17 protein-coding genes are annotated in these 19529 nt (G+C 73.7%); 10 read left to right on the plus strand and 7 right to left on the minus strand.

Annotated elements, in window-relative coordinates; translation table 11 throughout:
* Together IH09_RS30530 and IH09_RS30535 are read left to right on the plus strand one after the other, a co-directional pair.
* The coding region (locus IH09_RS30530) for a hypothetical protein (protein WP_052860764.1) at positions 1 to 190 on the plus strand (190 nt) is incomplete at its 5' end.
* A gap of 9 nt (positions 191 to 199) precedes the next feature.
* Complete coding sequence (locus IH09_RS30535) at positions 200 to 958, plus strand: bestrophin-like domain (protein ID WP_052860765.1); 759 nt, start codon at positions 200 to 202, stop codon at positions 956 to 958.
* Between the two features lie 155 nt (positions 959 to 1113).
* Here the strand turns inward: IH09_RS30535 and IH09_RS30540 are convergent, their stop codons facing one another.
* A complete protein-coding gene (locus IH09_RS30540; protein WP_052860766.1) occupies positions 1114 to 1899 on the minus strand; it encodes a class II aldolase/adducin family protein in 786 nt (261 codons plus the stop codon).
* A 259-nt stretch (positions 1900 to 2158) separates the two neighbouring features.
* A complete protein-coding gene (locus tag IH09_RS30545; RefSeq protein ID WP_052860767.1) occupies positions 2159 to 2926 on the minus strand; it encodes a DJ-1/PfpI family protein in 768 nt (255 codons plus the stop codon).
* A 107-nt stretch (positions 2927 to 3033) separates the two neighbouring features.
* On the opposite strand from IH09_RS30545, the gene IH09_RS30550 reads away from it, so the two are divergent.
* Entirely contained in the window at positions 3034 to 4011 is a 978-nt protein-coding gene (locus tag IH09_RS30550; RefSeq protein ID WP_052860768.1) for a GlxA family transcriptional regulator, read from the plus strand.
* Positions 4012 to 4089: 78 nt separating this feature from the next.
* Here the strand turns inward: IH09_RS30550 and guaA are convergent, their stop codons facing one another.
* A complete protein-coding gene (gene guaA / locus IH09_RS30555; protein ID WP_052860769.1) occupies positions 4090 to 5676 on the minus strand; it encodes a glutamine-hydrolyzing GMP synthase in 1587 nt (528 codons plus the stop codon).
* Positions 5677 to 5924: 248 nt separating this feature from the next.
* Here guaA and IH09_RS30560 point away from each other — a divergent pair, with 248 nt between their 5' ends.
* The gene (locus IH09_RS30560; RefSeq protein ID WP_052860770.1) at positions 5925 to 6257 is read left to right on the plus strand and encodes a chorismate mutase; all 333 of its coding nucleotides are present in this window, start codon (positions 5925 to 5927) and stop codon (positions 6255 to 6257) included.
* 627 nt (positions 6258 to 6884) lie between these two features.
* Here IH09_RS30560 and IH09_RS30565 read toward each other — a convergent pair.
* The 3 genes from IH09_RS30565 to IH09_RS30575 all read right to left on the minus strand — a co-directional run bounded on the left by IH09_RS30565 (position 6885) and on the right by IH09_RS30575 (position 12587).
* Entirely contained in the window at positions 6885 to 8774 is a 1890-nt protein-coding gene (locus IH09_RS30565; protein ID WP_052860771.1) for a GMC oxidoreductase, read from the minus strand.
* Positions 8775 to 8815: 41 nt separating this feature from the next.
* Positions 8816 to 10474 carry a succinic semialdehyde dehydrogenase gene (locus IH09_RS30570; protein ID WP_052860772.1) on the minus strand — a complete coding sequence of 553 codons (1659 nt, stop codon included), beginning with the start codon at positions 10472 to 10474 and terminating at the stop codon, positions 8816 to 8818.
* Positions 10475 to 10613: 139 nt separating this feature from the next.
* Positions 10614 to 12587 (minus strand): serine/threonine-protein kinase, encoded by a 1974-nt coding sequence (locus IH09_RS30575; protein ID WP_052860773.1) that lies wholly within the window; start codon positions 12585 to 12587, stop codon positions 10614 to 10616.
* A gap of 315 nt (positions 12588 to 12902) precedes the next feature.
* Here IH09_RS30575 and IH09_RS30580 point away from each other — a divergent pair, with 315 nt between their 5' ends.
* The 5 genes from IH09_RS30580 (at position 12903) to IH09_RS30600 (ending at position 17423) form a co-directional block, all read left to right on the plus strand.
* Entirely contained in the window at positions 12903 to 13976 is a 1074-nt protein-coding gene (locus IH09_RS30580; protein ID WP_052860774.1) for a hypothetical protein, read from the plus strand.
* A 79-nt stretch (positions 13977 to 14055) separates the two neighbouring features.
* Positions 14056 to 14592, plus strand: coding sequence for a hypothetical protein (locus IH09_RS30585; RefSeq protein WP_052860775.1), 537 nt, complete (start codon positions 14056 to 14058; stop codon positions 14590 to 14592).
* 120 nt (positions 14593 to 14712) lie between these two features.
* The gene (locus IH09_RS30590) at positions 14713 to 15549 is read left to right on the plus strand and encodes a DUF4097 family beta strand repeat-containing protein (RefSeq protein ID WP_052860776.1); all 837 of its coding nucleotides are present in this window, start codon (positions 14713 to 14715) and stop codon (positions 15547 to 15549) included.
* A gap of 42 nt (positions 15550 to 15591) precedes the next feature.
* Positions 15592 to 16635, plus strand: a complete 1044-nt coding sequence (locus IH09_RS30595; RefSeq protein WP_052860777.1) for an ATP-binding cassette domain-containing protein — start codon at positions 15592 to 15594, stop codon at positions 16633 to 16635.
* Entirely contained in the window at positions 16632 to 17423 is a 792-nt protein-coding gene (locus IH09_RS30600; protein WP_052860778.1) for an ABC transporter permease, read from the plus strand. The genes IH09_RS30595 and IH09_RS30600 overlap by 4 nt, the downstream gene beginning before the upstream one ends.
* Before the next feature lie 405 nt (positions 17424 to 17828).
* Here the strand turns inward: IH09_RS30600 and IH09_RS30605 are convergent, their stop codons facing one another.
* Positions 17829 to 18203 (minus strand): STAS domain-containing protein, encoded by a 375-nt coding sequence (locus IH09_RS30605; protein ID WP_052860779.1) that lies wholly within the window; start codon positions 18201 to 18203, stop codon positions 17829 to 17831.
* 460 nt (positions 18204 to 18663) lie between these two features.
* On the opposite strand from IH09_RS30605, the gene IH09_RS30610 reads away from it, so the two are divergent.
* Positions 18664 to 19377 carry a sigma-70 family RNA polymerase sigma factor gene (locus IH09_RS30610; protein ID WP_052860780.1) on the plus strand — a complete coding sequence of 238 codons (714 nt, stop codon included), beginning with the start codon at positions 18664 to 18666 and terminating at the stop codon, positions 19375 to 19377.
* Positions 19378 to 19529: the final 152 nt, after the last annotated feature.

A 19529-nucleotide genomic window follows, 5' to 3' on the forward strand; every position in this document is an offset into this window, starting at 1 on the left:
CCCGAAGCCCGCCCCCACCCCCGTTCACCCGCTCCCGGAGCACTACGCGCCGGTGCCCCGTCAACCGCACGCCGGGCACTCCACGGTGACCACGACCCTGCTGATCACCACCCCGGCCGTCCTGGCCGCCGCCGCCCTGCGCCCCCGTTCGCGCTCCTCGTCCGGCTCCGCCGGACGCCGTTCCCCGTAGGAGGTCCTCATGTCGCAATGGCTGGTACTGGGCATCGCCATAGCCTCGGTCTGCGGCGTCGTCCTGCTCATCATGGTTCTCAAGCAGCGCCGGATCGGCGACGACGACGATCCGTCCGACACCCCCGATGCCATCGAGTACATGACGATGATGGTCGGAGTGGTCTACGCGATCGTCCTCGGCCTCGCCATCGCCGGTGTCTGGGAGGCCCGGGGCGCCGCGGAGGACACCGTGCGGACCGAGGCGCAGTCCCTGCACGAGATCAGCGCACGGGCCCGCGCGTACCCACCGGCGGTACGCGATCACCTCCGCGCGGACGTCGACGCCTACGTCTCGTACGTGGTGCACAAGGAATGGCCGGCGATGGCCGACCGGGAAGAGGTCACCCGGCGCGGTACGGATCTGCTCGCGCAGGTGCGGGCCGATGTCACCGACTACCACCCGCGCAACGACTTCGAGGCGCGCTCCTACCAGCCCCTCACGGATCAGCTCGCGGTCGCCGACGGGGCCCGTACCTACCGTGCCGACAACGCCGGTTCGACGCTGCCCGGTGTGGTCTGGTTCGGACTGATCACCGGTGCCGTGATCACCATCGGCCTCATCTTCGCCCTCCAGATCCGCCGCTCCGGAACGGAGTTGCTGATGGCCGCGGTCTTCAGCACCCTGATCGCCCTGCTGCTCTTCCTGGTGTGGGACTTCGACGCCCCGTTCACCCGGGGACTCTCCGCCGGCCCCGAATCCTTCACCGGCCTCTTCCCGCATCTCTGAGGCCGTTCCGCCGTCCACGAGGCCGTTGCGGTTCCCGTAGCAGCGGGGAACGTACGCCGCCGGCCGGTCCGTCCCGTCGGCCGGCGGCGTGCACCGGCCCCCGGCCCGTCCTCCTCGCCGGGACGGGGCGGGGGCGGAACGCCGGGTCCGCCCCGCTAGTCGAAGAGATCCGGCTCGCTCCGGGCGATGTCCTGGTACAGGGGCTGGTAGTTGATCCACGCCACCAGGTCGCTGCCGAGCTGCTCGCGGGTACGGACGGCGTCGTGGTGGCCGATCGGCACCGGATTGCCCGCGGCCCTGGCGGTCAGCTGTACCTGGCAGGACCGTTCCATCGCGATGAACCACCAGGCCGCCGCGTCCACCGAATCGCCGACCGTCAACAGCCCGTGGTTGCGCAGGATCACGGCCTTGTGCGGCCCGAGCGCGGCCGCGATCCGGCGCCCCTCCTCCTCGTCCACGACGACGCCCGTGTACCGGTCGTAGAGCACATGCGCTTCGTAGAAGGCGCAGGCGTCCTGGGTGATCGGGTCCAGCAGTTCCCCGAGGGAGGAGAGCGCCCGCCCGTAGGTGGAGTGGCTGTGGGCCGCGGCGACGGCGTCCGGGCGGGCCCGGTGGACCTGCGCATGGATCACGAACGCCGCCTGGTTGACGTGGTGGCGGCCCTCGACGACCTTTCCGTCGTGGTTGACCAGGATCAGTTCGCGCACCGTGATGTGCCGGAAGGCCATCCCGAAGGGGTTGACCCAGAAGCAGTCGGTGAACTCCGGGTCGCGAACGCTGATATGGCCCGCGACGCCCTCCTCGAAGCCCAGCCGGCCGAACAGGCGCAGCGCCGCGGCCAGGCGTTCCTTGCGGTACTGCCGCTCGCCCTCGACGGTCGCATGCCTCGGCGGCATCGCGAACCGCAACTGCTCGGTGGGCACGGGCGTCGGTTCGGGCATCTCGGCTCTCCTCCTGGCGGTACGGCACGGCCCGGCCGTACGGGTCGCGGCCGCCGCACGGCCGGCCCCCGGCCGGCTCACGGCTGACTCACCGCGCTCGGGGCGGAAGCTATCCCCCACCGCGCGAGGAGGCCAGAACTCCGGCAGGCCCGGATGCCGGCGGGCCCCGGATGCCGGCCCGGCCGACCGCCACCGCAGTCCCCCGCCGGGCCCGTACGGTCCGGTTCCGCGACCGGGCCGTACGGGCGGGTGCCGCGGCCTACGACACCAGCCGGGCGCCCGGTTCCCGGCGCCACACCGAGCCGCGGCGCTCGTGTTCCAGGGTCTCTTCCATCTCCACCGCCAGGTCGGCGCCGAGTTCGCGCTGGACCATCCAGAGGGCCAGGTCGATCCCCGAGGTGATCCCTCCGGAGGTAACGAGGTCCCCGTCGTCCACCACGCGGGCGTCGCGCAGCAGCGCGCCCTGGGCCCGCAGGGTGTCCTTGACCTTGTGGTGGGTGGTGCAGGGGCGGCCCCGGGTGAGGCCGGCCGCGGACAGCAGCAGGGCGCCGGTGCACACCCCGGCGAGGGTCAGCCCGGGTCGGCGGGCGGCCGCCAGGGCCCGGGGCAGGGTGCCGCGGCGGATCTCCCGCAGCACTCCCGGGCCACCCTTCCCGTCACCGCCGCCCCCGGGCACCACGAGGATGTCGGCCGCGCCCGGCGACCAGCCGTGGCCGACGGCGATCCGGGTGCCGTAGACGGCCGTCACCGTCCGGGGCCCGTCGAGGGTGACATAGCGCGTCTCGACGGCGCCGCCGAACCGCTTCGCCCCCGAGAAGACCTCGTACGGGCCGATGAAGTCCTGCTCCTCCACCCCGTCGAAGAGCAGGACCTGTACGCGCAGCGGTCCGCGCCGGGGCCCGCCCGCCCCGCCCGTGGCACCGGCCCCGGGTGCCGGCCGGGCGGCCGCGGCGGCGCTGCCCGCGGTCCCGAACGCTCCCGCCACCGCCACCGCCGGTGCCGACCTCAGAATGTCCCTGCGACGCACTGTTCCTCCTCGTCCCCCGCGCCCCTCTGTCCTTGCCGGATCAGCCTCGCGCCCGGCGGCGGTCCGCCGAAAGTGGCACGCATGCCGCCGTGCGATAGGTTCTGGCCATGCACACCGTCGCCGTCCTCGCCCCCGACGGGGTGTCCGGATTCGACCTCTCCGCGGCCTGCCAGGTGTTCGCCAGCGCCCGGCTGCCCGATGGTTCGGCGGCCTACGAGGTCAGGGTCTGTGCGGCGGGCGACGCCACCTCCTTCGCGGCCGGTGTCCCCTGCTACCAACTGCGGGCGCCGTACGGCATGGCCGACGCCGCCGACGCTGACACGATCGTCGTCCCGGGGATCGGGGACTCCGCCGCCGAGCCGCCCGCCGAACTGCTCGCCCTGCTGCGCGCGGCCGCCGGGCGCGGGGCGCGGGTGGTCTCGATCTGCACCGGGGCCTTCGTGCTGGCCGCGGCGGGGCTGCTGGACGGACTGCGCGCGACGACCCACTGGGCCCTGGCCGGCCGGCTGGCCGAGCGGTACCCGCGGATCGAGGTGGACCCCTCGGTGCTGTTCGTGGACAACGGCCGGCTGCTCACCGCGGCGGGCGCCGCCGCGGGGTTGGACATGTGCCTGCACCTCGTCCGCGCGGACCACGGCGCGCGGGTCGCCGCCGAGACCGCGCGCCTGGTGGTCATGCCGCTGCAACGCGGCGGCGGCCAGGCCCAGTTCATCGCGCAGGCGATGCCGGAGGGCGGGGACGCGGGCGTGAACCTGCAACCGGTCCTGGAGTGGATGCAGCGCAATGTGCACCGCGCGCTCACCCTGGACGAGATCGCCCACCAGGCGCACCTGAGCGTACGCAGCCTCAACCGGCGGTTCCGCGCGCAGACCGGCACCACGCCCGTGCAGTGGTTCCTGCGCGCCCGGATCCACCACGCCCGCGCGCTGCTGGAGTCCACCGACCTCCCGGTCGAGCAGGTGGCCGCGGCGTCCGGCTTCCGGTCGCCGGTGACCCTGCGGCTGCACTTCCGGCGCCAGGTGGGGACGAGCCCGGTGGGGTACCGGACGGCGTTCCGGCCCCCGGCGCCCCAGCCGCCCGCCTGACCGGGACCGGTATACGCCGACGCCGCCGCTCAGCGGGTGAGCGACGGCGTCGGCGGGACGGGCGGGGTACCGGTCAGGTCACTCCCACTCGATGGTGCCCGGCGGCTTGCTGGTGACGTCGAGGACGACGCGGTTGACGTCGGCGACCTCGTTGGTGATGCGGGTGGAGATACGGGCCAGCACGTCGTACGGCATCCGCGTCCAGTCCGCGGTCATCGCGTCCTCGGAGGAGACCGGACGCAGCACGATCGGGTGGCCGTAGGTGCGGCCGTCGCCCTGGACGCCGACCGAGCGGACGTCGGCGAGCAGCACGACCGGGCACTGCCAGATCTCGCGGTCGAGTCCGGCGGCGGTGAGCTCCTCGCGGGCGATGGCGTCGGCCTCGCGGAGCAGGTCCAGGCGCTCCTTGGTGACCTCGCCGACGATCCGGATGCCCAGACCGGGGCCGGGGAACGGCTGCCGCTGGACGATGGCGTCCGGCAGGCCCAGCTCGGTGCCGACCATCCGGACCTCGTCCTTGAAGAGCTGCCGCAGCGGCTCGACGAGCTCGAACTCGATGTCGTCCGGCAGGCCGCCCACGTTGTGGTGCGACTTGATGTTGGCGGTGCCGGTGCCGCCGCCGGACTCGACGATGTCCGGGTAGAGGGTGCCCTGGACGAGGAACGCCACCGATTCGCCGCTGGCGCCGGCCTCGGCGACGAGCTCGGCCTGCGCCTGCTCGAAGACGCGGATGAACTCGCGCCCGATGATCTTCCGCTTCTCCTCCGGGTCGGACACCCCGGCGAGGGCGGTCAGGAAGCGCTCCTCGGCGTCGACGACCTTCAGCTGGACGCCGGTGGCGGCCACGAAGTCCTTCTCGACCTGCTCGGACTCGCCCTTGCGCTGAAGCCCGTGGTCGACATAGACGCAGGTCAGCTGGTCACCGATGGCCTTCTGGACGATCGCGGCGGCCACCGAGGAGTCCACACCGCCGGACAGCGCGCAGATGGCCCGCTTGCTGCCGACCTGCTTGCGGATCGCGGCGACCTGCTCCTCGACCACGTTGTGGGTGGTCCAGTCCGGCTCGATGCCCGCGCCGCGGTAGAGGAAGTGCTCCAGGACCTGCTGGCCGTGGGTGGAGTGCAGCACCTCGGGGTGGTACTGGACGCCGTAGAGCTTCTTCGCGTCGTTCTCGAAGGCGGCGACCGGCACCACGTCGGTGGAGGCGGTGACCGTGAAGCCCTCGGGGGCGGCGGAGCAGGCGTCGCCGTGCGACATCCACACCGACTGCTCGGCCGGGGTGCCCTCGAAGAGCGTGGAGGACGGGCGGGAGACGGTCAGCGGGGTGCGGCCGTACTCGCGGGCCCCGTTGTCGTCGACGACGCCACCGAGGGTGGTCGCCATGAGCTGGAAGCCGTAGCACATGCCGAAGACCGGGACACCGGCCTCGAACAGCGCACGGTCGACGCTGGGGGCGCCGTCGGCGTAGACCGACGAGGGGCCGCCGGAGAGAATGATCGCCTTCGGGTTCTTGGCGAGCATGTCGGCCACCGGCATGGTGGACGGCACGATCTCGCTGTAAACCCGTGCCTCGCGGACGCGGCGGGCGATGAGCTGGGCGTACTGCGCGCCGAAGTCGACTACGAGGACGACGTCCGGGGCGGCGGCAGGGGGTCCTGATGGCACTTCGGCGGCCTTCCGGCGGTGTGACAAGGGGTTGGACTTTCAATTCTAACGGGCTCATACTGAGCCTCATGTCCCAGCAGATGACCTTCGTCTTTACCTATGGCACCGGCCCGTCCGGCTGCCATGGTCGTTCTGCTTGATCAACTGACAGGCAACTTCCCAGGCGCCCCGGGCCGACAAGGCCCGGGGCGTCTGCGTGTGCCGGGCCAATTCTCGGCTCCGGGGCCATCACCCCAGGAGACACGGATATGAGCACCGACACCACGGCAGCGGTCACCGGCACGACGGCGGCGGCCGGCGCGGGCCCCGCCCCCGACACCGGGGCGCGGACCCCGGAGGCCGCCGGCGTGATCACCGATGCCCGCGGCCGGATCGACGATCTCGACGGCCGGATCATCGCCCTCGTACAGGAACGGATGGGCGTCTCGGCCGTCATCCAGCGCGAGCGCATCGCCTCCGGCGGGCGCCGGGTGAACCTCTCCCGCGAGATGGAGGTCCTGGCCCACTACCGCGACCGGCTGGGCAAGCCGGGCACCGCACTGGCGATGACCCTGCTGGAGCTCTCCCGGGGCCGGATCTGAGCGGTCGGCGCGGGCCGGCACGGGGTCCGGCGCACGGCACGGCCGCCGCATCTGAGTTCGGGTCCGCTCTCACCCGTACGGCGCGTGACCGGCCGCCGAGAGGCTTCGTTGTTCCCGGTGCCACGTCAGCCAGGCGCGGCCAGTGGGACTACGCGTAGACGCCGCCCCTCGGGCGGAAAGCCGGAGCGATGAGACGCCGACCGCTTGCCGTGGTCCGTGTCGTGGGACCTCGTTCCGGTGCGGTGGCCGGTCAGCAGGGGACAGCAGCCCGGTCACATCCGAGTGGGGTGGTCGGTCCTGGGGACGCCCGGGGCCGACCGCATCCGGTCGGAACGGTTGCGCCCGGTGAGGCGCGTCCAGGGCGATGCCTGACGAACCACCTGCCGTGCGTACGGTACGGGTCGGCGCCCGGTGCGCACCGTACGGCACCACCTCCAGCACCACCCCAGAGCCAGCGGTGCCACCCCCCGGCGCCGCCCGTCGGTACCGGCGACGCCCTGACGCCGGCGCCGAAAGCCAAGGGCCCCGTGGCCGGCCGCGAACCCCCCTCGCGGACGGCGTTCCGGGGCCCTTCGCTCTGTCCCGGACGCGACCCACGGCCCGTATCGCGCGACGGCTCGCCCGCCCTCAGGACACCTCGCCGTCCGCGGCTTTTCCTTCCCCGTCCGCCGTCCGTTTCGGCGGCACCGGCGGTACGGCCAGGAACGGCAGGTTCAGGGCGCCGAACGCCTTCTCGGGGACGGCGGGGCGGACCGGCGCGACCGGCGCGAGCCGCCGGTACGGCCGGCCCGGGGCGGGGCGGGGATCCCGTTCGCCCTTGTTGGGCCAGAACGACATCGCGCGTTCGGCCTGGGCGGTGATCGTCAGGGACGGGTTGACGCCGAGGTTGGCGGAGACCGCGGAACCGTCGACGACGGAGATGCCCGGGTGGCCGTGGAGGCGGTGGTAGGGGTCGATGACGCCGTGGTCCGCGTCCTCGCCGATCGGGCAGCCGCCCAGGAAGTGCGCGGTCAGCGGCGTACCCATCAGCTCGCCGATGTTGCTGCCCGCGAAGCCGTTGATCTCCCGGGCGATGAGGGTGGCCGCCGCGGTGGCCTCGGGGATCTGCTTCGGGTTGGGCGCGCCGTGGCCCTGGCGGGCGGTGAGCAGGCCCTTCCCGATGCCGCCGGGTTTGCGGTACGTGGTCAGGGAGTTGTCCAGTGACTGCATCACCAGGCCGATGATGGTGCGCTCGGACCAGCGGCGGTTGGAGAGCGAGCGGAGCAGCAGCGCGGGGTGGCGGGCGCAGTTGGCGAGCCAGGCGGCGGCGCGCGGGGCCCGGGTGCCGGCCGGCACCTGGAGGATGGACAGGGCGCCCATCGCGTTCGATCCCCTGCCGTAGCGGACCGGTTCGATATGGGTGTCGGCGTCGGGGTGGATGGACGAGGTGATCGCGACGCCGCGGGTGAAGTCGGGCCGGGTGCCGTGTGCCGTGCGGTAGCGGCGGTTGTCGGTCTGCGCGCCCACCAGCGCCTCGGAGTTCGTCCGGGTCAGCTCGCCCAGCCTGGCGGAGATGCCGGGCAGCAGACCGCTGTCCCGCATCGTGTGCAGCAGGGTCTGGGTGCCGTACGTACCGGCCGCGATGACGACCCGGCGGGCGGTGAAGGTACGGCCGCGGCCCCTGCGCCGGCGGCCGGTGGGGAGGGTGGCGACGGCGAAGCCGCCCCGGGAGTCCTCGGTGACGGTGACGGCGGAGGTCATCGGGTGGACGACCGCGCCGGCCTGCTGGGCGAGGTACAGGTAGTTCTCGTTGAGGGTGTTCTTGGCGCCGTGCCGGCAGCCGGTCATGCACTCGCCGCACTCCGTGCACGCGGAGCGGGCGGGGCCCTGCCCGCCGAAGTAGGGGTCGGGGACCTCGGTGCCCGGCGCGGCCTTCGCGGTGCCGGTCCTTTCCCCGCCGACGGCGTCCAGGCCGTCGCCGAAGAAGACGCCGACCGGGGCGAGGTGGAAGGAGTCGCCGACGCCCATCTTGTCGGCCGCGGCCTTGAGGTGGACGTCGGAGGGCGTCATCGTCGGGTTGAGGCGGACCCCGAGCATCCGCCGGGCCTGGTCGTAGTAGGGCGCCAACTCGGCGTGCCAGTCGGTGATGTGGCCCCACTGGCGGTCCTCGAAGAACTGCCGTGGGGGGACGTAGAGGGTGTTGGCGTAGTTGAGCGAACCGCCGCCGACACCGGCGCCCGCGAGCACCATCACATTGCCGAGCAGATGGACGCGCTGGATGCCGTAGCAGCCGAGTGCGGGGGCCCAGAGGTAGTTGCGGATGTCCCAGGAGTTCTTGGGGAGCGTCTGCCGGGTGAACCGCCGGCCGGCTTCGAGGACGCCGACGCGGTAGCCCTTCTCGGTCAGCCGCAGCGCGGAGACGGAGCCGCCGAAGCCGGAGCCGATGACGAGGACGTCGTAGTCGTATCCGGCGTACCCGTCGGCGCCGGTTTCGTCCGGGTCCGCCGCCCGGGTCCGGGCAGAGTGGTCCTGGGGCACTGGCTCTCCTGGGTTTCTGGTGGGCGGGTCCCGTGGCTCCCTCAGCGCAGCCGCAGTGCCTTCATCGCGCGCAGGCCGCGGGACATGAACCGGGCGTACTGCTCGTCCGTCATCCCGAGCGACGGCCCGAGCGGCAGCACCCGCTGCTGGGCGACGGTCTGCGCCTCCGTGTACTTGAGGATGCCCTCGGAGCCGTGCCGGCGGCCCAGCCCCGAGTCGCCCATGCCGCCCATCGGCGACTGGACGCTGCCGTAGCCCGCGGCGTAGGACTCGTTGACGTTGACGGTGCCGGTGCGCAGCCGGGCGGCGACCGCGTGGCCGCGGCGGCCGTCCTTGGTCCAGACGCTGGAGTTCAGGCCGTACGGGGTGGCGTTGGCGAGCGCGACCGCCTCGTCCTCGTCGCCGAAGCGGTAGACGGAGACGACCGGGCCGAAGGTCTCCTCCTCGCAGACGGCCATCGGTGCCCGTACGCCGTCGAGGATCGTCGGCTCGTAGAACAGCGGGCCGATGTCGGGGCGGGGGCGGCCGCCGGTGACCAGCTCGGCGCCCTGGGCGACGGCCTCCTCGACATGGCGGGTGACGGTCGCCAGCTGGCGTTCGCCGGCCAGGGAGCCCATCTCGGCGCCGTAGGCGAGGGCGGTGCCCAGCCGCATCGCCCTGGTGCGGGCGGCGAAGCGCCGGACGAAGTCGTCGGCGATGGACTCGTGGACGTACAGCCGCTCGATGGAGATGCACAGCTGGCCCGCGGAGGAGAAGCAGCCGCGCACCGCGCCGGCCGCGGCCTTCTCCACGTCGGCGTCGTGCAGCACCAGCATGGCGTTCTTGCCGCCGAGTTCGAGGGAGACGCCGACCAGCCGGGCGGCGGCGCCCTGGGCGACCTCGCGGCCCGTACGGGTCGAGCCGGTGAAGGAGACATAGTCGGCGTGCCCGACGACGGCCGGGCCGATGACCGGGCCCTCGCCGATCACGACCTGCCAGACGTCCTCCGGCAGCCCGGCCTCGATGAGCTGCTCACGGGCCCAGAGCGCGGTCAGCGCGGTCTCCGTGTCGGGCTTCATGACGACGGCGTTGCCCGCGGCGAAGGCCGGCAGCGCGTCGCCGACGGAGAGTTCGAAGGGGTAGTTCCAGGGGGCGATCTGGCCGACGACGCCGCGCGGCTGGCGCAGTTCGGTGACCTTGGTCAGGGTCGGGACGACACCGGTGTGGCTCCTGGGCCTGAGGTACGCGGGTGCCTTGCGGCCGTAGTGGCGGGCGGCGACGGCGACCGCCTGCACCTCTTCGTGGGCGTGCAGCCGCGCCTTGCCGGTCTCCAGCTGGATCAGGTCGAGCACCTCGGCCTGGCGGCGCAGCACCAGGTCGTGGAAGCGGAGCAGGACGGCGGCGCGCCGCTTGACCGGCACCCGGGCCCAGCGCCGCTGGGCGGCACGGGCCCGTTCGAAGGCGGTGGCGACATCCGCGGGGGTGGACTCCGGCAGGTCGGCGAGCTTCTCCCCGGTGAACGGGGTGTGGTTGGCGGTGCGGCCGCTGCCGACCACGCCGCGGGTGAGCCGGGCGGCCACCTCGGGGGTGACCACGTCCGCGGCGGTGCGGGTGCCCGCCGCGGTGGGCGCGACCGGGTTGCCGTCGGCGGGCGCGGGGGCGGGCGCCGGGGCCTCGTCGGCGGGGGCGGCGGCTGTTCCGGTGTCCTGCGAGTCCGTCATGTCGGCGAGGGTATTCCTCCCCGCGCGCTTTGTGTACCAGGGAGTAACGAGTTTTCGCGCGGGCCGCGGAATCGCGCCAGTGGCCGCTGGCCGTAAGGGGCCTGGTCAGCACGGATGGCGTGGCGCGCGGGCTCCGCGCTCAGCGGTCCGTGCCCTCGTACGCGTCCTCGTCCGGCTCCTCGTACGCGTCCGGGTCCGCCGCCCGGAAGGTGCCGAGCGCGGTGGCGAAGTGGCGCCTGGACTCGGCGAGTTGGCCGACGGGGGCGGAGACCCATACGTCGATCATCCGGCCGTCCTGGTCCCAGCTGAGGTCGTAGGTGTGGCGCGGGCCGCCGTCCTCGGGGCCGCCGTCCCAGGAGAACTCCCAGAGGGCGGCCGGATGTCCGTGGTGGGTGGTCCCGGTGACCCGGCCGGCGTGGTAGCCGGGGTAGCTGCCGGGGCCCTGTGCGTGCGCCGCGCGCATCGCGCCGAGCGGCCCGTCCGGCGCCGGCCGCTGGAGGTGGATGCCGAGCCGGAAGCGCCGGCCCGCGGAGTAGTAGTAGACCCGCGGCTTCTCGTAGGAGCGGGTGAACCCGTGCGGTACGGCGAGCGCGAAGCCGGCCGGGTCGCGGACGATGCCGTAGCCGGCGGGGGCGTCGGCGGTGTCGCCCGGGGCGGAGGGGACGGCAGTGACGGCGGTGCCGGGTGCGCCCTCCGGGTGCCGAGCGCCCGGGGCGGCGCGCCGGGGCCGGATGTCCTGGGTGGGATGCGGGTCCGGCGCCGGCCGGTACCGGCCGGTCCCGGCGCCCCTGCCGTCCGTTACGTCCCCGGTGTCCCCGCCGTCCGCGCCGCTCCGGTTCATGATCAGTACCGCGATACCCGCCCCGGCGCCCCCGAGCACGAGCACCGCCAGCACGATGAGCAGGACGGTGCGGATCCGGCCGGTGTGCGGGCGGGCGGCGGCGGCCAGCGCGCGGTCGTCCAGCGCGTCCGGGATCGGGACGCCGGGGGTCCGGCCGCCCGCCCGGCCCGCGGTGCGGCCGCCGCGGCCGAAGGACGGACGGCCGTGGGCGCGCCCGTCCGGAGTGCGGCCGGCCGGCCCGGGTCCAGGCGCGCCGCCCGCCGCCGGGAACCGGCCGTCGGCCGGGTCCTCGCCGGCCGGATGTCCGCTCGGCGGCCCGTCGCCGGGCCCGTCGTGGAGCGGGGCGTGGGTGGCGGGGCGGTCCGCCTCGGGGCGGTGGGCGGCCGCCGGTGCGCCGACGCCGCCCGGTCCGTGCCCCGCCGCCTCGCGTTCCGGGGCGCGGCCCGAATGGAGATAGCCGCGCAGCAGCCGTTCGGTCTCGCCGACGCCGAGCCGGCGCAGCGGATCGCGCTCCAGCAGGCCGCCGACGACGGCGAGCAACGGGCGGGCCGCCTCCGGGAGTTCGATCGTGTCGTGGATGACGGCGTGCAGGATGCCGCCCAACGAATCGCGGCGGAAGGGCGATTCGCCGCTGAGGGCGGTGCAGAGCAGCACGCCGAGCGACCACAGGTCCGCTTCGGGGCCGGCGCCCTGGCCCGCCATCCGCTCCGGCGCGGTGTACTCGGGCGAGCCGACGAACCCGCCGGTCTCGGTGAGCGTGCTGACGCCGGGGACCTTGGCGATGCCGAAGTCGGTGAGCACGACCCGGCCGGTGCCCGCCTCCATCAGGACGTTGGCGGGCTTGAGATCGCGGTGCAGCACCCCGCGCGCGTGCGCCGCCCGCAGCGCGCCCAGCAGCGCCACCCCGATCCGGGCCGCCTCGCGCGGGGCGACGGGACCGCCGCCGGAGAGCCGGTCGGCGAGCGAGGGGCCCTCCACCAGCTCCATCACGATCCACGGCCGGCCGTCCTGTTCGACGACGTCGTGTACGACGATCACGTTCGGATGTTTGATCCGGGCGACCGTGCGTGCCTCGCGCATCGTGCGCTCGCGCTGCACCTGCTGCGCGGGCTCGCCGGGGTCGTCGTCCAAGTGCAGTTCCTTCACCGCCACTTGACGATCCAGCAGCTGGTCGGAGGCCCGCCAGACCGTGCCCATACCGCCACGGCCCAGCCGTACTCCCAGGCGATAGCGGCCCGCGATCAGCCGGCCTTCGCCCCCGAAGCTCCCCATGGGCCCATCTTGCCGCACCGTCACCGCACCGGCAGTGGCGGCGCCCCGCACACCCGCCCCGTGTCGCCCGCCCGCCGCGCCGGCCGCCGGCCCGCCCCGGCGCCCGAGCCCGGCGACACACGGGCCGGGGCCCCGGCCGTACGGGAGCCGGCCCCCGCGACACGCGGCGCACAACCCCCGGCGCACCGGGCGCGCCGCCGACACACGGGGTGGAACCTCCGTCGGCCCGCGGGCCGTCCTTGACACAGTGAAGCTGCCGTACCGTACCGGACCGGCCGGTGCGGGAGCCGGCGCGGGCGGAGCGGGGGGTCGGCCATGGTGATGCAGGACGGCGGAGCGGTGGATGTCCGGCCGGACCCCGACCCCGGCCGGGCCGCCCAGGAGCACAGCGGCGGGTATCTCGCGGCCGGTCTCTGCCTGGCCGTGTGCGGTGGTGCGCTGGCGGCGTGGACGGTCTACGACACCGTCCAACGGGGCGCCGGCGCCGGTGATTTCGTCGAGAGCCTGTTCAACCCGGGCGCGTTCTCGGCGACGCAGGTGGTCGGTCCCGGCGAGTGGGCGTTCGCCGCGGCGCTGCTGGTCGTGGCGGTGCTGCTGCTGGCGCAGCGGCGGGTGGCGCGGACCGCCGCGCTGCTGTGCGGGTTCGTACTGCTGGCCGCCGCGCTGCGCGAGGGCGTGGGCCTGCTGGACGCCGCCTACCGCGCCCAGTACGACGCCGACCCGCGGGGCGGCTGGGCGCTCGCCACCCATGGGCTCGGCCTGGTGACGGCACTGGTGGTACCGGCCGCGCTGCTCCCGGCCACCGAGCGCCGCGACCCGCGCGCCCGGACCGGCGCCGGCGCCCGGCCCGGACCGGACGCCCGCAGCGGTCTCGCCCCCGGCGGCTGGTGGCGCCGCCCGTCCCGGATCTGCGGGGTGCTCTTCCTGGTCCTGGGGGTGGCGCGGCTCGCCTGGACCGTCTGGGATCTGACGTCCGGGAGGCTGGATACGGCGCGCTATCTGCGCGGGGTGGTCGACGCCGCCGCGCCCGGCGATCTCCGGCTGGCCGCCACCGCCGGGTTCACGACCGTGGGAACGGTGATCGCGCTGCTGCTGCTCGGGGTGCTGGCGTTCCGCGGCCGACGCGATGTGCGGGGCGCGCTGCTGGTGTGCGCGGCGGTGCAGCTGTATCTGACCGTCCGGGGGGTGGTGTGGCTGACGGTGTCGGGCTTCTTCAACCACGCCTTCGACACAGTGACGGGCGCACTGTCCATGGCGCTGACGGCGTACGCCCTGGCGGCGACGACCTCGGTGGTGGTGCTGGCCACCGGCCGCGCCCGGGGGCCGTACGGCGGGGTCCGCGCGGAGGCGTTCCGCGCGGCGCCGGACGGGCGGTACGGGGAGCGGTAGACGGCCGGATACGCCACATGGCGCATGCATGGCGCCACATAGGCTTGCGATGGCACCACGATGGTGCCATGATGACGTCATGGACCTCACCCCGTACGTCGACAACCTCCGGCACGAACTCGCGGTCGCCGCGGACGCCGGCGGCGACGAAGCCCGCGCACTGGCCGAACGGCTCACCGCCCCCCTGGAGTCGGCCGCCCGGCTCACCCTGCTGAACGTCCTCTCCGCCGCGATGGGCGAAGTCACCCGCGACCTGGCGCCGGGCTCGGTCGACGTACGGCTGCGCGGCCTCGACCCCGAGTTCGCGGTGACCCCGCCACCGGCTTCGGAGCCGTACCAGCCGGCCGGGGAGCGCGAGAGCGCGCCGAGCGGCGTACGGGCGTCCGCGCCGCCCGCCCCCGCGGAGGGCGACGAGGGCGGTACGGCGCGGATCAACTTCCGCCTTCCCGCCCACCTCAAGACCCGGGTCGAGGACGCCGCGGGGCAGGAAGGGCTGTCGGTCAACGCCTGGCTGGTCCGGGCCGTCGCCACCGCTCTGGAACCGGACGGGCGCGACCGCCCCACGGGCCGCAGCCGCCACGGGGGCCGGCAGGGCTTCACGGGGTGGGTCCGCTAGCCGGCCCCGGCGTACCGCGCACCGCCTCCCCTTCACCCCCATCGCCCCCTTCACTCCCTTCGCTCCTTCACCCGCCCGACCGGCGGGAACACACACCACAGCCATGAGGACGGGACAGCCATGCCTGCTTTCGACACCCCCGAACCGATCTCCGTCACCCTCGAATTCGAGATCGGGACCGCCCGCATCACCGCGGGCAGCCGCACGGACACGGTCGTCGAGGTCCTGCCGACCGACGACACCGCGGACGCCGACGTGCGGGCCGCGCAGCAGACCAAAGTCACCTGCTCGGACGGCACCTTGGTGGTCAAGGGGCCCAAGAAGCGCTCCCCGTTCGGCCGGAACGGATCGCTGGACGTGCGCATCGAGCTGCCGGCCGGCTCGGACGTCCAGGGCACCTCGCCCATCGGGGACTTCATCTGCGCGGGCCGCCTCGGGAGCTGCCGGCTCAAGACCTCGGTCGGTGACATCCAAGTCGACGCGGCGGCGGCCGTGTATCTGAAGACCGATCACGGCGACATCCGCCTGGACCACGCGGCGGGGGACGCCGAGATCACCGGATCGGGCCGGATCGACGCGGGTCTGTTCGCGGGTGCGGCGACGGTCAAGAACAGCAACGGCGAGACCACGCTCGGCGAGGTCACCGGCGAGCTGCGGGTGAACGCCGCCAACGGCCGGATCTCCGTCGGCGTCGCGCACGCCGGGGTCGACGCCAAGGCCGCCAACGGCGGCATCCGGATCGGCGAAGTGGCGCGCGGCCAGATCGTGCTGCAGACCGCCGTCGGTGATCTGGAGGTCGGCATCCGGGAGTCCAGCGCCGCCTGGCTCGACGTACACACCCGCCTCGGCGGTGTGCGCAACACCCTCGACCCGTCCGAGGGCCCCGAAAGGTCCGACGAGACCGTCGAGGTACGCGCCCGCACCGGGCTCGGCGACATCGTGATCCACCGCTCCTGACCGGCCACACCACCGCAGAGACAGGGAAGAGACACGACCGCCATGACCGTCACGACCGGCCCGACCACACCGACCGCAGCCGCCACGGCCACCCGTCCCCCGGCGATCACCGCCACCGGGCTGGCCAAGTCCTACGGCGACAAGGTGGTCCTCGACGGCATCGACCTGCGCATCCCCGAGGGCACCGTCTTCGCCCTGCTCGGGCCCAACGGCGCGGGCAAGACCACCACCGTGCAGATCCTCTCCACGCTCATCCCCGCGACCGCCGGCGAGGCGCGCGTCGCGGGCCACGACGTCACCCGGGACGCCGATGCCGTCCGCGCCGCGATCGGCGTCACCGGCCAGTTCTCGGCGGTGGACAACCTGCTCACCGCCAGGGAGAACCTGCTCCTCATGGCGGACCTGCACCATCTGGACCGCCGCGAAGGCCGGCGGCGCGCCACCGACCTGCTGCGCCGCTTCGAGCTGACCGAGGTGGCGGCCAAGCCCGTCGTCACCTTCTCCGGCGGGATGCGGCGCAAGCTCGACCTCGCGATGACCCTGGTCGGCGATCCGCGCGTCATCTTCCTCGACGAGCCGACCACCGGTCTCGATCCGCGCAGCCGCCGCACCATGTGGGAGATCATCCGCGGCCTGGTCACCGACGACGGCGTCACGATCTTCCTGACGACCCAGTACCTGGAGGAGGCCGACCAGCTCGCCGACCGCATCGCCGTCCTGGACCACGGGAAGCTGGTCGCCGAAGGCACCGCGGAAGAGCTGAAGCGGCGTATCCCCGGCAGCCACGTCCGCCTCCAGTTCGCCGACGCGGACGGGCTCGCGGCGGCCGCCGCGCTCTTCGGCGCCGGCACCCGCGACAGTGAGGCGCTCGCCCTGCACCTCCCCGGCGACGGCAGCATCCCCGCCCTGCGCGCCGTCCTCGACGCCCTCGACGCCGCGTCGGTCCGGGCCGAGTCGCTCACCGTGCACACCCCCGATCTCGACGACGTCTTCCTCACCCTGACCGGGCAGCCCCGGCCCGGCCACCCGGCCGGTTCACCCAGCACATCGAACTCGTCGAACTCGTCGAAGGAGAACGCGCGATGACCACCCTGTCCTACGCCGTCAGCGATTCGGCGACGATGCTGCGGCGCAATCTGAAGCACGCGCTGCGCTACCCCTCGATGACGGTCTCGGTCGTCGCGATGCCCGTCCTGATGCTGCTGCTGTTCAACTACGTCTTCGGCGGCGCCCTGGGGACCGGTATCGGCGGGGCGGCCAAGGGCGGTGCGGGCTATATCGACTACGTCGCCCCCGGCATCATCCTGATGGCCGCGACCTCGGGGGCCGTGTCCATCGCGGTCGGCGTCTGCGTCGACAAGACCGAAGGCATCGTCAACCGGTTCCGCACCATGGCGATCTCCCGCGCCTCCTTCCTGACCGGGCATGTCGTCGGCGGCGTGATACAGACGATGGTCAGCATCGCGTTCGTCATCGGCGTCGCGCTCCTCATGGGCTTCCGGCCCGACGCCACGCCCGTCGAGTGGCTCGCGGCCATCGGCCTCCTCGCCCTGCTGACCCTGGCCCTCACCTGGCTGTCGGCCGCGATCGGCCTGGTGGCCAAGACCCCCGAGACCGCCAGCAACATCCCCATGCCGCTGACGTTCCTCCCCTTCCTCGGCAGCGCCATCGTCCCCCCGGAGTCCATGCCGACCGGGCTCCGCTGGTTCGCCGAGTACCAGCCCTTCACCCCGGTCATCGAGACCCTGCGGGGCCTGCTGACGGGCACCGCGATCGGCGACAGCGCGCTCATCGCCGTCGCCTGGTGCGCCGGCCTCACCCTGGTCGGCTACCTGTGGGCGCGGGCGGTCTTCCGCCGCGGCGCCACACGCTAGGGGGCTTCTGACGGACCTCCGGGACGACCCCCTGGGGCTGTCGGAGCGGACCCCCAACGGCCGTCGCGTGCACCACGCGGCGGCCCTCGTCCGGTGGGGCCGCGCGAACGTATTCGGAGCCCGCGCGGAACGCGGGCAGCGCGTCATACGCCCGGCGGCGGCTTCCTCGTACGGGCGGAATTCCCGTACGGGGCCGGGCGAACGGGGCGGCGGAATCTCACGCGCCGGAGTGAATCAGCGGCGGGCGGCCGGGGTCCCCGGGGCCGGACCCGACCGGATCGGACCCGGAACGGGACGCCCGGAGAACGAGAGCGACCGACAACGGCCGGGCGGTGAACGGGTCGGGCCGCCGGCGGTACGGGCCATGAACGGGCCGGGCCGTCAACGGCGCGGGCCGCGACCGCGTCAGGCCGTCAGCGGTGCGGCCCCCTCGTCGACGGCCGTGTGCAGGTCGGGGTAGACCTCGAAGAGCCGGCGGACGCCGAGCGCCGCCAGCACACGGTTGACGTGCGAACCGTCGACGGCCCCCTGCGCGGGGAGGATCAGCCGCAGCCGCCCCTGGCAGGAGCGCATCAACCGGCGCGCGGCGATCAGCACTCCGACGCCGCTCGAATCGCAGAACAGCACCTCGGAGAGATCGAGCACGATGCTGCGCCGGCCGTCCGCCACCGCGTCGTGCACATGCTGGCGCACCGCGGGCGAGGTGACCAGGTCCATTTCACCGGAGACCTGGAGTACGGCCCATGCGCCCTGTGCGTCCTCCGCCACCTTCAATGACACGCGCTCGAAGCCTTTCGCTCGCTTTCGTGCTGGATGCTCCCCAGATGTACCGGGAAGTCATCCTTCCCCGGCACGAGTGCCCGGCCTCGCTCCCCTGAAACTCTTTCGAATCCTTAGCGCAAGAGGCCGTTCCCACCCAACTATGCCCATGAAGAGGCCCCCATTCCCACGGATCCGGTCACACACGGATAACACATCGCCCGATACGGGCACGAACGATCCACTTCGCTGCGCTTCGATCCGCCCCAATCGGGCATTACCACCACGAAATGATGCACCTCCGCCGCCTCGTCACCGCCCGCGTACTCCCGCGGGCACCGTTTGCGCGAAGGGGCATGCGTTGTCGGACCCGCGCACTACATTCGATGACACGGCGGACCGTGTGATCGTGAGCACAGATCCGGGCACGGGTACCGGCAGATGTGTGAGCACGGCGGCGACGGGCATGGATGGGGGTCCGATGGGAAACGACGCACCACCCCGCTGGGACAGGCGGATGCAGCAGCGGCTGGCCCGTGGCGAGGCGGCCGCGCTCGGCGAGCTCTACGACCGCTTCGCCTCGCTCGTGCACAGCCTGGCGCACCGCGTCCTGGACGACGAGGACGCGGCCGACCGCATCACCCGCGAGGTGTTCGGCTACATCTGGGAGCACCCGGACTCCTACGACCCCAAGCAGGGCTCGCTGCGCTCCTGGGTCGCCGCCCTCACCCGCCACCAGGCCGTCCAGCGGCTGCGGCAGACCGAGGCCGACTCGGCGCGCGACAGCGGTCCCGACGCCCCGGCGCCCGCCGAGATGGAGCGGAAGATCCGCGAGGCGTCCACCGCCGCCCGCGCCGACTACATCGTCACGTCCATGCCCGCACCGCTGCGCGCCGCGCTGGAACTCGCGTATTTCCAGCGGCGGGACTACCGCCAGACCGCCGCCGACCTCGGCGTCACGGAGGACGAGGCGCGCCGCCGGCTCCGCCTGGGCCTGCAACTCCTGTCCACCGCCCACAACCACCAGTCCCCGCCGCCCGTCGCATCCCGCTCCGCCCGTCCCCCGCACTCCCCGTCCGCGCCGTCCCCCGCGTCCCAGCCGCCGCACACTCCCCTCGGCCCCCGGCCGCACACCCCGCACGCGGGCCCGGGGATGAGCCCGCCGCCCGGCACGGACCACGGACGGCCGTGGTGAACGGCCCGGACGAGTACGGCGGTTACGACGGCACCGGGGAACCGCACGATCCGGAGGACCACGAGGGCCGCCCCGGTCCGCGGCCCGACCGGCACGGCCCGCGTGGACCGCAGAACCCGCAAGAGCCGCAGGGACCGCAAGGACCTCAGGGT

It is taken from the genome of Streptomyces celluloflavus (assembly GCA_000720995.1).
Taxonomy (GTDB): domain Bacteria; phylum Actinomycetota; class Actinomycetes; order Streptomycetales; family Streptomycetaceae; genus Streptomyces; species Streptomyces celluloflavus.